The following is a 14,014-nucleotide window of genomic DNA, read 5'->3' on the forward strand; positions in this document are numbered from 1 at the left end:
CTCCGACCTGCTGTACAGTCTCTCTCGCAGCCAAACGCAGAACTCACCGGCTGCGAAACCTGGTCCTGTGGAGCAGTTTGGAGTGCTCGCCACCCTGTCAAGGTGGAGGCCGCGGGTTCAAATCCCGTCAGGACCGCAGTAAGCAGTGACGAAAAGGCCCGGATCTCAGGATCCGGGCCTTTTCGTCGTATTGACGTCGGCATCCGCCAGGGGTACCCAAGCAACAAGGGGTACGGGGTCCTTCGGCGGAGGTGACGCGGATGCCCAGCACACCGGTCCGGCCGGCCTCAGCGGCCCAGCCGGTCGCAACGGCCCGGCCGGTCGTGTCCGTACGGCCGGAGCGGCCGGTCAGGCACGCGACCCACGCACTCCTCCGTGCCCATCTGGCGGCCGCTTCCGGCTATCGCCACGCCACACCCCGCTGCGTCGTCTGCCGGCACCTCCAGCGGCTCGCCATGGAGGCCCAGGACGACAGCGGAAACGACCCTGCCGAAGGCGCCGAAGACCCCCTCCCGGAGCCCTCCGCCGTGTGACGCGAGTCACGAAATCGGTTTTGAAAACTGCTCAACTTACGCCCCGCCTACAACGGCCCCATTTAATATGTGCAATTGCACCAGTCGGCAGGGGCCCGGCAGCCGGTTCCCGCAGCCCCTCCAGGCGGGCGGACGCGGGCGAACACGGACAGCCAGGCGCTCTCCGCGGGCACAAAAAAGATCGCGCTGGACCCGGCGGAGTCCAGCGCGATCGATGACGAAGACCCGTTGGGGCGGGCACCCGTCGGTGGAGCTATGGGTGGGCGGACCGGGTTGGGGGATCCGGATGTGCCCGGTTCAGCGGGGTGTTCAGGGTGTTCAGGCCTCGCTGCGCTGCTGCGGAATGCCCGCCAGCAGTGCGCGGACCTCTGCCTCGCGGTACCGACGGTGTCCACCCAGGGTGCGGATGGACGTGAGCTTGCCCGCCTTAGCCCAGCGGGTCACCGTCTTCGGGTCCACGCGGAACATCGTGGCAACCTCAGCGGGGGTCAGCAGCGGCTCGGCATCAGGGGTGCGAGCGGTCATGAGCGGCCTCCTCGGGAGAACCGAACCTTCTCGGTTCTTTCCTCTAAATTCTGCACCTTGACCCGCGTTGCCCGAAATGGCGGACGCGAGCCGAGTCGGTTATAGGACGAACGGCTTGTCCTCGGCACTACAACTACACCATCTGTCCAGCCACGTTCGGCCAAACCGACGGAATTGCCCTCTCAGGTGTTCATCAGCGACGGAAGCCGATGGACCATGCCATAGCGGACAGTCACGTCACAGTGACGATCAGTCACAGAGCGATCAGGAGCCACCAGACCCCCCATAGCGTGCAATGCTTAGCCTTCCGCCCACACTTGGACGGAAGGAGCCCCTCCCGGACTCCTTGTCCTATTTTGGCATGAGGTTGGGTGATGGGCGCAAGAGCCCGGTTAGTGCTGTCCGTCACGCTTGACACAAAGGCCCGGATCGGGACCTAGGGCCCGGTCCATCCGCGCGGACCGCGAGAGCGAGATCATCTCAGTTGGCGAACTGCCGGTCCCGCACGGACCGCCACCTCTCCATCAGCCGCTCGTACGCCGCACCCGCGCCCGCGGCGTCCTCGGCCCGCAGCGCCGCGATCCCCTCGGCCACATCAGCCGCCGACCGGTCCGCGGCGAGCTGCTCGGCGGAGAGGGCGTACACCAGCCCGCCGTAGTCGAGCTCCACCAGCGCACGCGGGTGGAACTCCTCCAGCCACCGCCCCACGTCCACCAGGCCCTCGATCAGCGGGCCCTCGTCGATCGACTCCCGCAGGGTCTTCAGCGCCCGCGCCACCCGCCGCCGCGCCTGCACCATCGGTGTCCGGTAGCGCAGCACCGGCGCCTTGTCGGGGCCGGCGGCCTCCACGTACTCCCGCTCCTCGTCGGAGAAGAGCGCGAACCAGCGCACCGGCACCTGCCACACCGAGGTGCGGATCCACGGGCGCGCGTCCGGGTTCTCCTCGCGCCACCGCTCGTGGTCCGCCTCCGCCTGCCCGCGCACCACCGGCGGCAGCGCCGCGTCCAGGACCACCGCCGGCAGCAGGCCCGGCAGCTCCTCCAGCGCCAGCCACCCGCGCATCCGCGTGCGCCACGGGCAGACGCACACCACGCCGTCCACCTCCACCACGAAGGCGTCGCCGCTCTCGTGCACCGGGACCGGGACCGGCGGCGTCCCCACGAGCCCGGCCAGCGAGCGGCGCAGCTCGTCCTGCGCCGTCGGGGCGGCCCCGTCGGCGACACGGCGCGCGTAGCGGGCCCAGTGGCCCCGCTCGGGCTCCGGGAAGGCCGCCAACGGCTCGTACACGCGCAGGTAGGAGGCGTACGGGACGAGGACCGAAGTGACCGCTGGCATGTCGTAAATCCTTCCACGCCGGTACTCCGGGAGGGGGTGATCCTCGGCACTGGGTCCCCTCTACGCCCAGGTAGGACTTACTCTCTTGCCGTCAAGGCCCTCCCCCACCCGCCGGGGGGCCTCCTCCGCCGCTTCGTACTTGGGAGTCACCACCGTGACCGATGTGACCGACGGCGTCCTGCACACCCTGTTCCACTCGGAGCAGGGGGGCCACGAACAAGTCGTGCTCTGCCAGGACCGTGCCACCGGCCTCAAGGCCGTCATCGCCCTCCACTCGACCGCCCTGGGCCCGGCCCTCGGCGGTACCCGTTTCTACCCGTACGCCTCCGAGGCCGAGGCCGTCGCCGACGCGCTCAACCTCTCCCGGGGGATGTCGTACAAGAACGCCATGGCCGGTCTGGAGCACGGCGGCGGCAAGGCCGTGATCATCGGCGACCCGGACAAGATCAAGACCGAGGAGCTGTTGCTGGCCTACGGCCGGTTCGTCGCCTCGCTCGGCGGCCGGTACGTCACGGCCTGCGACGTCGGCACCTACGTGGCCGACATGGACGTCGTCGCCCGGGAGTGCCGCTGGACCACCGGCCGCTCCCCCGAGAACGGCGGCGCCGGCGACTCCTCCGTCCTCACCGCCTTCGGTGTCTTCCAGGGCATGCGCGCCTCCGCCCAGCACCTGTGGGGCGACCCGACCCTGCGCGGCCGCAAGGTCGGCGTCGCGGGCGTCGGCAAGGTCGGCCACTACCTGGTCGAGCACCTGCTGGAGGACGGCGCCGAGGTCGTCATCACGGACGTGCGCGAGGAGTCGCTGCGGCGCGTGACCGACAAGTTCCCGCAGGTCGCCGTGGTCGCGGACACGGACGCGCTGATCCGTACCGAGGGCCTGGACATCTACGCGCCGTGTGCGCTCGGCGGTGCGCTCAACGACGACACCGTGCCCGTCCTGACGGCGAAGGTGGTGTGCGGCGCGGCCAACAACCAGCTGGCGCACCCGGGTGTCGAGAAGGACCTCGCCGACCGCGGGATCCTCTACGCGCCCGACTACGTCGTCAACGCCGGCGGCGTGATCCAGGTCGCCGACGAGCTGCACGGCTTCGACTTCGACCGGTGCAAGGCGAAGGCCACGAAGATCTTCGACACCACGCTGGCAATATTCGCACGTGCGAAGGAAGACGGGATTCCGCCGGCCGCGGCGGCCGACCGGATCGCCGAGCAGCGGATGGCCGAGGCTCGACGCCGGTAATCCCGGAAATCGGGCGTTCAGGTGAGTTGACAGGGGTGCCCCGCCGACGGGGCGTGAGCCTCTCCCGGGGAGATCCGGAGAGAGACAAGACTCACGCCGGTCGGCGGGTCGCCCGCTGGGAAGAGGTTAAAATCGCAGCTGACCAGCGAGGACAGGGCACCTCGTCGGTCCGGCTCCGAGGCGCCTCGTGTGGGCGACGTACCGTATGGCGGCGGAAGCAGGTACCGTTGAAGCCCTACGGGCCGGTCTCTCCACGGAGAGCCCGTTCCGAATCATGAACGCGTGTCAAGACTCTGGGGCCGTCGAGCCCCGTCACCGAGGGGGTCGAGCCATGGGGCGCGGCCGGGCCAAGGCCAAGCAGACGAAGGTCGCCCGCCAGCTGAAGTACAACAGCGGTGGGACGGACCTCGCACGCCTGGCCAGCGAGCTGGGCGCATCTTCGAGTCAGCCACCGAACGGCGAGCCGTTCGAGGACGACGACGAGGAAGACGACCCGTACGCCCGCTACGCGGAGTTGTACAACGACGACGAGGACGAGGACGAAGAGTCCGGTCCGTCGTCCCAGCGTCGCGGCGCTTGACGCCTGCACTCTTCTTCACCCGGTCCGGGGCCCTGCCCCGGACCGGGTTCTGTGCTGTCCGCGGTCTGAGACGCCTTGGCTGACCGGCGGCTCCGGGCACGGGGTGCGGGAGCCGCCGTTCGCGTCCGCCGGGTCGGCGGCCTCAGGCCGTGGCGTACTCCCCGACCAGCTCGGCACCGGTCGTGTGGTCACCGCGCTCGGTGATCTCGCCGGCGACCCAGGCGTCGACGCCCCGGTCCGCCAGGGTGGTCAGCGCCACATCGACGGAGTCGGCGGGGACGACGGCCATCATGCCGACGCCCATGTTCAGGGTCTTCTCCAGCTCCAGCCGCTCCACCTGCCCGGCCTTGCCGACCAGGTCGAAGATCGCGTCCGGCGTCCAGGTCGAACGGTCGACCGTGGCGTGCAGCGCGTCCGGGATCACCCGGGCCAGGTTGGCGGCGAGACCGCCGCCGGTGATGTGGCTGAAGGCGTGCACCTCGGTCGTCCGGGTGAGCGCCAGACAGTCCAGCGAGTAGATCTTGGTGGGCTCCAGCAGCTCCTCGCCGAGCGTCCGGCCGAGCTCCTCGACCCGCTGGTCCAGGCTCATGCCCGCGCGATCGAAGAGCACATGGCGTACGAGCGAGTACCCGTTGGAGTGAAGGCCGGAGGACGCCATGGCGATGACGGCGTCACCCGTACGGATGCGATCGGGGCCGAGCAGCCGGTCCGCCTCGACCACGCCCGTACCGGCGCCGGCGACGTCGAAGTCGTCCGGGCCCAGCAGGCCGGGGTGCTCGGCGGTCTCGCCGCCGACCAGGGCGCAGCCGGCGAGGACGCAGCCTTCGGCGATGCCCTTGACGATGGCGGCGACCCGCTCGGGGTGGACCTTGCCGACGCAGATGTAGTCGGTCATGAAGAGCGGCTCGGCGCCGCAGACGACGATGTCGTCCATGACCATCGCGACCAGGTCGTGGCCGATCGTGTCGTACACGCCCATCTGGCGGGCGATGTCGACCTTGGTACCGACGCCGTCGGTGGCGGAGGCGAGGAGCGGACGCTCGTAGCGCTTGAGGGCGGACGCGTCGAAGAGGCCGGCGAAGCCGCCGAGGCCACCGAGTACCTCGGGGCGCTGCGTCTTCTTCACCCACTCCTTCATCAGCTCGACGGCGCGGTCGCCCGCTTCGATGTCGACGCCCGCGGCTGCGTAGCTGGCACCGGTGGTCTCAGTCTCAGACATGACTGTGAGAGCTTTCGTGTCGTACTGCAGGGATTGCGGGGTGCTGTTACGGGCGGCGGAGCGCATCGGCCGCGGCCGTGGCGGCGGGGCCGGCGGCCAGCTCGGTCTCCAGCAGCTGCTTGCCGAGCAGCTCGGGATCGGGCAGCTCCATCGGGTACTCACCGTCGAAGCAGGCGCGGCAGAGCTTCTGCTTCGGGATGGTGGTGGCCTCGATCATGGCGTCGATGGAGATGTACGAGAGGGAGTCGGCCCCCAGCGACGTGCCGATCTCCTCGACCGACATGCCGTTGGCGATCAGCTCCGCGCGGGTGGCGAAGTCGATGCCGAAGAAGCAGGGCCACTTCACCGGCGGCGACGAGATCCGGATGTGGACCTCGGCGGCGCCCGCCTCGCGGAGCATCCGGACGAGTGCGCGCTGGGTGTTGCCGCGGACGATCGAGTCGTCGACGACCACGAGGCGCTTGCCCTTGATGACTTCCTTCAGGGGGTTCAGCTTCAGGCGGATGCCCAGCTGGCGGATGGTCTGGGAGGGCTGGATGAAGGTCCGGCCCACGTACGCGTTCTTGACCAGGCCCGCGCCGAAGGGGATGCCGCTGGCCTCCGCGTACCCGATGGCGGCGGGGGTGCCGGACTCCGGGGTCGCTATGACCAGGTCGGCGTCGACCGGGGCTTCCTTGGCGAGGCGCCGGCCCATCTCCACGCGGGAGAGGTAGACGTTCCGGCCGGCGATGTCGGTGTCGGGACGCGCCAGGTAGACGTACTCGAAGACACAGCCCTTGGGCTTCGCTTCTGCGAATCGCGAGGTGCGGATGCCGTTCTCGTCGATGGCGATCATCTCGCCCGGCTCGACCTCGCGGACGTACGCGGCGCCGCAGATGTCGAGGGCGGCGGACTCGGAGGCGACGACCCAGCCGCGCTCCAGGCGGCCGAGGACCAGCGGGCGGATGCCCTGCGGGTCACGGGCGGCGTAGAGAGTGCCCTCGTCCATGAAGACGAGCGAGAAGGCTCCCCGGACCTTGGGAAGCACCGTGGCGGCGGCTTCCTCGACGGTCAGCGGCTTGCCGTCGTCGTCGACCTGGCCCGCGAGGAGCGCAGTGACGAGGTCGGTGTCGTTGGTGGCGGCCACCTGCGTGGCGCGGCCGTCCATCTTGGGGAGGTCGGCGACCATCTCGGCGAGCTGCGCCGTGTTCACCAGGTTGCCGTTGTGGCCGAGCGCGATGGAGCCGTGGGCGGTGGCCCGGAAGGTCGGCTGCGCGTTCTCCCACACGGAGGCGCCGGTGGTCGAGTAGCGGGCGTGTCCGACCGCGATGTGGCCCTGGAGGGAGCCGAGGGAGGTCTCGTCGAAGACCTGGGAGACCAGGCCCATGTCCTTGAAGACGAGGATCTGGGAGCCGTTGCTGACCGCGATTCCCGCGGATTCCTGGCCCCGATGCTGGAGGGCGTAGAGCCCGAAGTACGTGAGCTTTGCGACCTCTTCACCCGGAGCCCAGACACCGAAGACGCCACAAGCGTCCTGGGGGCCTTTTTCGCCGGGAAGCAGATCGTGATTGAGTCGACCGTCACCACGTGGCACGCCACCGAGTGTAGGCGAGATCGACCACTGGTCCGAATTGGGGAACGGGCCGCAGACCCGAAGCGGAGCCCGTGCTTTCGCCGGTCACCGCGCTGACCAGCGGGCTTTGCCGGATGGCGCGATGCAGGGGGTGTGACGGACCTCGCAGTGGCCCCGGAGCTACTTCTCGCTCGCCCGGGCGGCGAAGCCGGTGCCGTCAGGGGCGGTGAGGGTCAGGGTGCGGTGGTCGATCGTGTACGTGGCCGTCCCCTCCAGCACCTTGAGCAGGGCGCGCTCGACGTCCATCGCGGGTCCGGGACACAGCTTCCGGGTGGAGGTCACGCGGCCGAAAGTGATCGCCGAGCCCTCGGTGGTGACGGTGGCGCTGAAGCTGTTGCAGCCCAGGTTGCCCCGGATGGAACCCTCCTTGCCGCGCACCTTGCCGGTGCTCTTGCCGCCGTCCTCGGTGACGACGAAATGGGCCTTGCCCTCGGCGCCGGCGGGCAGCGAGGTGGCCGTCCCGTCCGAGGTGAGCGACTCGACGGTCCAGGTGGTGCCGGTGAGCGGCGCCGGGCGCTGCTCGCTCAGCAGGACGGAGTCGCCCTGGGCGGTGGTGAGGGTCAGTCGGCCGCCGTCCAGCGTGGCCTTGAGCCTGCCGTCGAGCGCGGCCCGCAGGGCGTCCTCGAAGCGCTGGACGTCGCCGGAGCAGGCCATCTCCGTCATGCCCGGATCACTGATGGTGATGTGGTCGCCGTCGATGTCGGCCTTGGCGTTGAAGTGGTTGCAGCCGTAGTTGCCCGTGACCTTGCCCTTGGCGTCGACCTGGACGTGCGCCCGGGCCGGGGCGGTGTGCTTGCGGCCGTCGACGGTGACGCTGTCGACGGCCCAGGTCACGCCGGTGACCGGCACGTCCGGACGCTTGGAGCCGCCGCCGTCGCCCCCGCCGGACCCCGGTTCGGTGCCGCAGGCGGTGAGGGCGAGGAGCGCGACGAGCGCGGCTGTCGCGGTGAGGTGGTGCTTGTGCGTGGTCGGCATGCCTCTGGGACGGTCCAGGCCGCCGACCGGTTCCGCCGCGGCTCCCGATCAGCCGAGGATCGGCAGCAGGGCCGCCAGGTCCGCGCGCTCGCCGCTGGCCCGCACCTGGGCGGCGGAGAGGGCCTCCTGCCAGCTCGTACGGCCCGTGGCCAGGCGGATCCAGGTCAGCGGGTCGGTCTCCACGACGTTCGGCGGGGTGCCCCGCGTGTGCCGGGGGCCCTCGACGCACTGCACCACCGCGTACGGGGGCACCCGCACCTCCACGGAACCGCCCGGGGCCTTCACCGCGAGCGCGTCGGCGAGCAGCCGGGTGCAGGCGGCCAGGGCCTGGCGGTCGAACGGGACGGTGAGTCCGGTGGCGTCGTTGAGGTCGTCGGTGTGGACCACCAGCTCGACGGTGCGGGTCACCAGGAAGTCCCCGAGGCGCACCCCGCCGAACCGCGTCTCGATCAGCCGCTCGTCCGAGGCCGCCGCCAGCGCGTCCGCGAACTGCCGCCCGGCCTCGTCGTACAGCGCGGCGAGCCCGGCCGGGTCGACCGCCGCCGTGTCGGCGATCTCGCGCGCGGCCGCGTCGACGTCCTCGGCGTACTTCCGGGTGGCCGGCGCCCACTCCATCAGCTCCAGGTCCCGGCTCGTCGGCTCCGGCGCCGCCACGCCCCGGATGATGGAGCCCAGCCCCATGCTGATGTGCGCGGCGAGCTCCCGCACCGTCCACTCCCCGAGCCGGGTCGGCAGGGCGAGCTGCTCGGGCGTGAGGGTGAGGACCGCGTCCCGTACGTGACCGAACTGCGCGAGTACGGCCGCGCGGGTTTTGGCGGAGTCGTAACCACGGGTGCGCTTCTTGGCAGTTGGCATGGGCCGAGGTTAGTTCAGGGCATGTGGTCAGGGTGGGTGTTCAGGGCTGTGACCGCAGGGCCGGGACGTCGGCGGTGACGGTGAAGACCTCGCCGTTCTTCGGCACGCCCACGCCCCGCCAGGTGAACGGCACACCTCGCGCGGTGCGCGCGACGGGACCGTCCGTGAGCTGGAAGTGGAGGTGCGGCTCGGTGGAGTTGCCGGAGTTCCCGCACTGGGCGATGACCTGCCCCGCGGTGACCCGGTCGCCCGCGCGGACCACGAGCGAGCCGCGCCGCAGGTGCGCGTAGGTCGCGTACGTACCGTCACCGAGGTCCAGCACCAGGTGGTTGCCCAGGATCCGGCGGGGTCCGCCCAGCCAGCGGAACAAGCCCTCGATCACCATGAAGTAGAGGAACCCGGGCAGGGAGTTGCGGCTCAGGTGGTCGCGCTGGCCGTCCTCCGCGTACACCACCGTCCCGTCGGCCACCGCGAACAGCGGCGCCCCGAAGGCCGGGAAGTCACCACTGGGCCGGGCTATCGGCCACAGCCAGGCGAACCCCGGGCGGGGGCGCTGCTCCGACTCGGCGACGATGTCGATGGCGTGCGACTGGCCGAGGTGGTGGGTGCCGTGGCTGGGAACCCGGTCGGCGGGGCTGTTCAGTGCGCTCCAGGTGCCGGTCACAGGCGGCTCGACAGCGACCGCCTCCCGGCCCTCGGTGGCGATACGGCGGCTCTCCGCGCGGTGCAGCGCGACCTGGAGCGCGATGGCCGCGACGGCCGGCAGCCAGCCCAGCCGGGCGTCGTACGGAGGCTCCACCCAGACCGAGACGACGGCCTGGACGATGAAGACGAACCACAGCAGACGCGCGAGCAGCACGCCCCGCCTGCGGGTGGGTGCGGACATGGTTGTTCCCCCGATGGTCGATGGGTCGATCGCTTACGGTCGCGCCGCGGCCAGCGCCACCAGCAGCGGCACCACGCGGCCCGCCGGGACCTCGTAACGGCCGCGTCCGGCGGTGTGCAGCCAGCCGGCGCCGGTGAGTTGGCGCAGGTGGTGGTAGATCTGGCCGGTCGTGCCGATCTCCTCCACGAGGGCCAGCTCGGCGGCGGTGCGCCGGCCCCCGACGATCTCGCGCAGCAGCCGGAGCCGTATCGGATGGCCGAGCGCCGCGAAGGACTCCGCCACCTCCGTCCAGTCCTCCTCCATCTGGCGCTCGGTCAGGGCGCCGTCCTGCCACTCGTACTGCTCCCCCGTCGGCAGCCGTATGGCTCCGGTGAACAGCACCCCGCCATCGGGCGCGTCCGCCTCCGCGAGCTGCGCCTTGAGCCCTTCCAGGGCCCAGAAGTCGCTCTCGTGCGGCGGTCGTGGTGACGGCGGGTCGATGCGCGGGTCGATGCGCTCCAGGGCGGCGAGCCGCCGTTCGAGCGCGGTGAGGCGTTCCTCCAGCTCCATGCCGTCCATTGTTACGTAATTACGTAATCCCGTGCAAGGGCGATGGCGAGTGAACGCCACCGGCAGCCCGCGGCAGTCGTCCAGAAGCCCACGGAGCCCGGGTAAACGACGGAGTTCGGTAAACGACGGAGCCCCCGCCGAACCCTTCTCGGGTCCGGCGGGGGCTCCGGTCGAAGACGAACGTCAGGCCAGCAGGCCCGGGATCGTCGCCTCGTGCGCCGTGCGCAGCTCGCTCAGCGGGATGCTGAACTCGCCCTGGACGTCGACCTCGTCGCCGTCCACCACACCGATGCGGGTCGCGGGCAGGCCGCGCGCGCCGCACATGTCGGTGAAGCGGAGCTCCTCGCTGCGCGGGACGGCCACGACCGCGCGGCCGGCCGACTCGCTGAAGAGGAACGTGAACGCGTCCAGGCCGTCCGGGACGATCAGCCGCGCCCCGTTCCCACCCCGCAGGCAGGACTCGACGACCGCCTGGATCAGACCGCCGTCGGAGAGGTCGTGCGCCGCGTCGATCATGCCGTCGCGGGAGGCCGAGATCAGGATCTCGCCCAGCAGCTTCTCCCGGTCCAGGTCCACGGCCGGCGGCAGACCGCCCAGGTGCCCGTGCACGACCTCGGACCACGCCGAACCGCCGAACTCCTCACGCGTGTCGCCCAGCAGGTAGAGGAGCTGGCCCTCTTCCGCGAAGGCGATCGGCGTGCGCCGCGTGACGTCGTCGATCACGCCGAGCACCGCGACCACGGGGGTCGGGTGGATGGCCACGTCACCGGTCTGGTTGTAGAGGGAGACGTTGCCCCCGGTCACCGGCGTACCGAGCTCCAGGCAGCCGTCCGCCAGACCGCGCGTGGCCTCGGCGAACTGCCACATCACCGCCGGGTCCTCCGGCGAGCCGAAGTTCAGGCAGTTGGAGATCGCGAGGGGCTTGGCGCCGGAGGCGGCGACATTGCGGTACGACTCCGCCAGCGCCAGCTGCGCACCCGCGTAGGGGTCGAGCTTGGCGTACCGGCCGTTGCCGTCCGTCGCCATCGCCACGCCGAGGTTGGTCTCCTCGTCGATGCGGATCATGCCGGAGTCCTCGGGCTGCGCGAGGACGGTGTTGCCCTGCACGAAGCGGTCGTACTGGTCGGTGACCCACGCCTTGGAGGCCTGGTTCGGGTGCGCGACCAGCTGGAGGACCTGCTCGCGCAGCTCCTCGGCGGAGGACGGCCGGGGCAGCTTGTTCGCGTCGTCGGCCTGGAGCGCGTCCTGCCACTCCGGGCGCGCGTACGGCCGCTGGTAGACCGGGCCCTCGTGCGCGACCGTGCGCGGCGGCACGTCGACGATCTGCTCGCCGTGCCAGAAGATCTCCAGCCGCTCGCCGTCCGTCACCTCACCGATGACGGTGGCGATGACGTCCCACTTCTCGCAGATCTCCATGAAGCGGTCGACGTACTGCGGCTCGACGATCGCGCACATCCGCTCCTGCGACTCGCTCATCAGGATCTCCTCGGGGGAGAGCGAGGAGTCGCGCAGCGGCACGGTGTCCAGCTCGACGCGCATGCCGCCGGTGCCGGCGGAGGCGAGCTCGCTGGTCGCGCAGGACAGACCCGCGCCACCCAGGTCCTGGATGCCCGCGACGAGCTTCTCCTTGAAGATCTCAAGGGTGCACTCGATGAGGAGCTTCTCCTGGAACGGGTCGCCCACCTGGACCGCCGGCCGCTTCGTCGGCTTGGTGTCGTCGAAGGTCTCCGAGGCCAGCACGGACACGCCGCCGATGCCGTCGCCGCCCGTCCGGGCGCCGTACAGGATGACCTTGTTGCCGGGGCCGGACGCCTTCGCGAGGTGGATGTCCTCGTGCTTCATCACGCCGATGCAGCCGGCGTTGACCAGCGGGTTGCCCTGGTAGCAGGAGTCGAAGACGACCTCGCCGCCGATGTTCGGCAGGCCCAGGCAGTTGCCGTAGCCGCCGATGCCCGCGACGACACCCGGCAGGACGCGCTTGGTGTCGGGGTGGTCGGCCGCGCCGAACCGCAGCGGGTCGACGACCGCGACCGGACGGGCCCCCATGGCGAGGATGTCGCGGACGATGCCGCCGACGCCGGTGGCCGCGCCTTGGTAGGGCTCGATGTACGAGGGGTGGTTGTGCGACTCGACCTTGAAGGTCACGGCGTACCCCTGGCCGACGTCCACGACGCCGGCGTTCTCACCGATGCCGACGAGCAGGGCGTCGTTCTCGGGGGCCTTCTCGCTGAGCTGCTTCAGGTGCACCTTGCTGCTCTTGTACGAGCAGTGCTCGGACCACATGACGGAGTACATGGCGAGCTCGGCGCCGGTCGGCCGCCGCCCGAGGATCTCGCGGATGCGCTCGTACTCGTCCTGCTTCAGGCCGAGCTCGGCCCACGGCTGCTCGACGTCCGGGGTCTCACCGGCGTGCTTGACGGTGTCGAGGGTCATGAGGCGCTGACCAACTTCTTGAGGATCGAGGTGAAGAAACCGAGGCCGTCGGTACGTCCCGTACCGACCAGCGGCTCGACGGCGTGCTCGGGGTGCGGCATGAGGCCCACGACGTTCCCGGCGGCGTTGGTGATGCCGGCGATGTCGCGCAGCGAGCCGTTGGGGTTGCCGTCCAGGTAGCGGAAGGCGACCCGGCCCTCGGCCTCGAGCTCGTCGAGCACGCGCTCGTCGGCGACGTACCGGCCGTCGATGTTCTTGAGGGGTACGGAGATCTCCTGGCCCTCGGTGTAGTCGCTGGTCCAGTCCGTACCGGCGTTCTCCACCCGCAGCTTCTGGTCGCGGCAGATGAAGTGCAGATGGTTGTTGCGCAGCATCGCGCCCGGCAGCAGGTGCGACTCGGTGAGGATCTGGAAGCCGTTGCAGATTCCCAGGACCGGCATACCGGCCTTCGCCTGCTCGATGACCGTCTCCATCACCGGCGAGAACCGCGAGATGGCGCCGGCGCGCAGGTAGTCGCCGTAGCTGAAGCCGCCCGCGAGAACGACCGCGTCGACCTGCTTGAGGTCCTTGTCGCGATGCCAGAGCGAAACGGGCTCGGCGCCCGCGAGCCGGGCGGCGCGCAGCGCGTCCCGGTCGTCGAGCGTGCCGGGGAAAGTGACGACTCCGATACGAGAGGTCACGACTCCACCTTTACGACGAAGTCCTCGATGACGGTGTTGGCGAGGAAGGTTTCGGCCATCTCGTGGATGCGGGCGAGGGCGGCGTCGTCGACCGGCCCCTCCACTTCGAGCTCGAAGCGCTTTCCCTGGCGGACGTCGGCGATCCCGTCGAATCCGAGGCGGGGCAGTGCACGCTGCACCGCCTGTCCCTGCGGGTCGAGGATCTCCGGCTTGAGCATGACGTCGACTACGACGCGTGCCACTGGCACTCCCGGTGGTGTGTTGCGTGGGCGGTTCCCTCAGCGTACCTGTCTCCAAATTCTACGCGAGTAGACATCTGGAGGACCCTACAAGTGCCACCTCCCGCAGGCTTCCGGAAAACGCCGTGATCACGCCCTGCGGCGCCGTCACACCACCACCACATCGCCCGGGAAAAATCCCGGAAAAGAAACGCCCACGGCATTGCGGCCAACACGCTGATGCAATTGGCTGGGCTTCACAATGTGACGACTTTCGCTGTACAAAGGAAACCAGAGGAAAGCGGCATTGCCTCTCAACAGCCGTAAAGTCGGTATCTCCGCACGTCAGGGCGGCGATACCGCAGGAAAGGACCGAT

14 protein-coding genes and 1 tRNA gene are annotated in these 14,014 nt (G+C 70.1%); 4 read left to right on the forward strand and 11 right to left on the reverse strand.

What is annotated here, in order from left to right; all coding sequences use genetic code 11:
- Positions 1–61 precede the first annotated feature (61 nt).
- Positions 62–136, forward strand: a tRNA-Asp gene (locus ACZ42X_RS08345).
- A gap of 124 nt (positions 137–260) precedes the next feature.
- A complete protein-coding gene (locus tag ACZ42X_RS08350; RefSeq protein WP_468285774.1) occupies positions 261–533 on the forward strand; it encodes a DUF6274 family protein in 273 nt (90 codons plus the stop codon).
- Positions 534–851: 318 nt separating this feature from the next.
- Here ACZ42X_RS08350 and bldC read toward each other — a convergent pair whose 3' ends face one another.
- Together bldC and ACZ42X_RS08360 are read right to left on the reverse strand one after the other, a co-directional pair.
- Positions 852–1,058: a developmental transcriptional regulator BldC gene (gene bldC, locus ACZ42X_RS08355; RefSeq protein ID WP_003949541.1), complete on the reverse strand. Its 207-nt coding sequence runs from the start codon at positions 1,056–1,058 to the stop codon at positions 852–854.
- Between the two features lie 480 nt (positions 1,059–1,538).
- Positions 1,539–2,393: a DUF8083 family protein gene (locus ACZ42X_RS08360; protein WP_468285777.1), complete on the reverse strand. Its 855-nt coding sequence runs from the start codon at positions 2,391–2,393 to the stop codon at positions 1,539–1,541.
- A 154-nt stretch (positions 2,394–2,547) separates the two neighbouring features.
- Here ACZ42X_RS08360 and ACZ42X_RS08365 point away from each other — a divergent pair, with 154 nt between their 5' ends.
- Both ACZ42X_RS08365 and ACZ42X_RS08370 read left to right on the forward strand, forming a co-directional pair.
- The gene (locus ACZ42X_RS08365) at positions 2,548–3,630 is read left to right on the forward strand and encodes a Leu/Phe/Val dehydrogenase (RefSeq protein WP_361423835.1); all 1,083 of its coding nucleotides are present in this window, start codon (positions 2,548–2,550) and stop codon (positions 3,628–3,630) included.
- Between the two features lie 331 nt (positions 3,631–3,961).
- On the forward strand, positions 3,962–4,210 hold the full coding sequence (locus ACZ42X_RS08370) for a DUF3073 domain-containing protein (RefSeq protein ID WP_361423838.1): 249 nt from the start codon (positions 3,962–3,964) through the stop codon (positions 4,208–4,210).
- Between the two features lie 142 nt (positions 4,211–4,352).
- Here the strand turns inward: ACZ42X_RS08370 and purM are convergent, their stop codons facing one another.
- The 9 genes from purM to purS form a co-directional block, all read right to left on the reverse strand.
- Entirely contained in the window at positions 4,353–5,429 is a 1,077-nt protein-coding gene (gene purM, locus ACZ42X_RS08375; RefSeq protein ID WP_468285781.1) for a phosphoribosylformylglycinamidine cyclo-ligase, read from the reverse strand.
- Between the two features lie 46 nt (positions 5,430–5,475).
- The gene (purF, locus tag ACZ42X_RS08380; protein WP_468285784.1) at positions 5,476–7,002 is read right to left on the reverse strand and encodes an amidophosphoribosyltransferase; all 1,527 of its coding nucleotides are present in this window, start codon (positions 7,000–7,002) and stop codon (positions 5,476–5,478) included.
- A 159-nt stretch (positions 7,003–7,161) separates the two neighbouring features.
- Positions 7,162–8,016: an META domain-containing protein gene (locus tag ACZ42X_RS08385; protein ID WP_468285787.1), complete on the reverse strand. Its 855-nt coding sequence runs from the start codon at positions 8,014–8,016 to the stop codon at positions 7,162–7,164.
- A gap of 48 nt (positions 8,017–8,064) precedes the next feature.
- The gene (locus tag ACZ42X_RS08390; RefSeq protein WP_468285790.1) at positions 8,065–8,871 is read right to left on the reverse strand and encodes a maleylpyruvate isomerase family mycothiol-dependent enzyme; all 807 of its coding nucleotides are present in this window, start codon (positions 8,869–8,871) and stop codon (positions 8,065–8,067) included.
- Positions 8,872–8,911: 40 nt separating this feature from the next.
- Positions 8,912–9,757 carry a M23 family metallopeptidase gene (locus ACZ42X_RS08395; RefSeq protein ID WP_468285793.1) on the reverse strand — a complete coding sequence of 282 codons (846 nt, stop codon included), beginning with the start codon at positions 9,755–9,757 and terminating at the stop codon, positions 8,912–8,914.
- Between the two features lie 33 nt (positions 9,758–9,790).
- Positions 9,791–10,306 (reverse strand): ArsR/SmtB family transcription factor, encoded by a 516-nt coding sequence (locus ACZ42X_RS08400; protein WP_468285796.1) that lies wholly within the window; start codon positions 10,304–10,306, stop codon positions 9,791–9,793.
- Between the two features lie 183 nt (positions 10,307–10,489).
- Positions 10,490–12,739, reverse strand: a complete 2,250-nt coding sequence (gene purL, locus ACZ42X_RS08405) for a phosphoribosylformylglycinamidine synthase subunit PurL (protein WP_468285799.1) — start codon at positions 12,737–12,739, stop codon at positions 10,490–10,492.
- Complete coding sequence (gene purQ, locus ACZ42X_RS08410) at positions 12,736–13,419, reverse strand: phosphoribosylformylglycinamidine synthase subunit PurQ (RefSeq protein WP_468285801.1); 684 nt, start codon at positions 13,417–13,419, stop codon at positions 12,736–12,738. Before purQ ends, purL begins: the two co-directional genes overlap by 4 nt.
- The gene (purS, locus tag ACZ42X_RS08415) at positions 13,416–13,661 is read right to left on the reverse strand and encodes a phosphoribosylformylglycinamidine synthase subunit PurS (protein WP_215092426.1); all 246 of its coding nucleotides are present in this window, start codon (positions 13,659–13,661) and stop codon (positions 13,416–13,418) included. Before purS ends, purQ begins: the two co-directional genes overlap by 4 nt.
- Positions 13,662–14,014: the final 353 nt, after the last annotated feature.

The organism is Streptomyces sp. NPDC030862 (assembly GCF_055571835.1).

Excerpts from the sequence above, each read along its gene's own strand:
- bldC (WP_003949541.1), bottom strand. The coding sequence starts at position 1,058 with ATGACCGCTCGCACCCCTGATGCCGAGCCGCTGCTGACCCCCGCTGAG.
- ACZ42X_RS08360 (WP_468285777.1), bottom strand. The coding sequence starts at position 2,393 with ATGCCAGCGGTCACTTCGGTCCTCGTCCCGTACGCCTCCTACCTGCGC.
- purL (WP_468285799.1), bottom strand. The coding sequence starts at position 12,739 with ATGACCCTCGACACCGTCAAGCACGCCGGTGAGACCCCGGACGTCGAG.
- ACZ42X_RS08370 (WP_361423838.1), top strand. The coding sequence starts at position 3,962 with ATGGGGCGCGGCCGGGCCAAGGCCAAGCAGACGAAGGTCGCCCGCCAG.
- purM (WP_468285781.1), bottom strand. The coding sequence starts at position 5,429 with ATGTCTGAGACTGAGACCACCGGTGCCAGCTACGCAGCCGCGGGCGTC.
- ACZ42X_RS08350 (WP_468285774.1), top strand. The coding sequence starts at position 261 with ATGCCCAGCACACCGGTCCGGCCGGCCTCAGCGGCCCAGCCGGTCGCA.
- ACZ42X_RS08395 (WP_468285793.1), bottom strand. The coding sequence starts at position 9,757 with ATGTCCGCACCCACCCGCAGGCGGGGCGTGCTGCTCGCGCGTCTGCTG.
- ACZ42X_RS08400 (WP_468285796.1), bottom strand. The coding sequence starts at position 10,306 with ATGGAGCTGGAGGAACGCCTCACCGCGCTCGAACGGCGGCTCGCCGCC.
- ACZ42X_RS08385 (WP_468285787.1), bottom strand. The coding sequence starts at position 8,016 with ATGCCGACCACGCACAAGCACCACCTCACCGCGACAGCCGCGCTCGTC.
- ACZ42X_RS08390 (WP_468285790.1), bottom strand. The coding sequence starts at position 8,871 with ATGCCAACTGCCAAGAAGCGCACCCGTGGTTACGACTCCGCCAAAACC.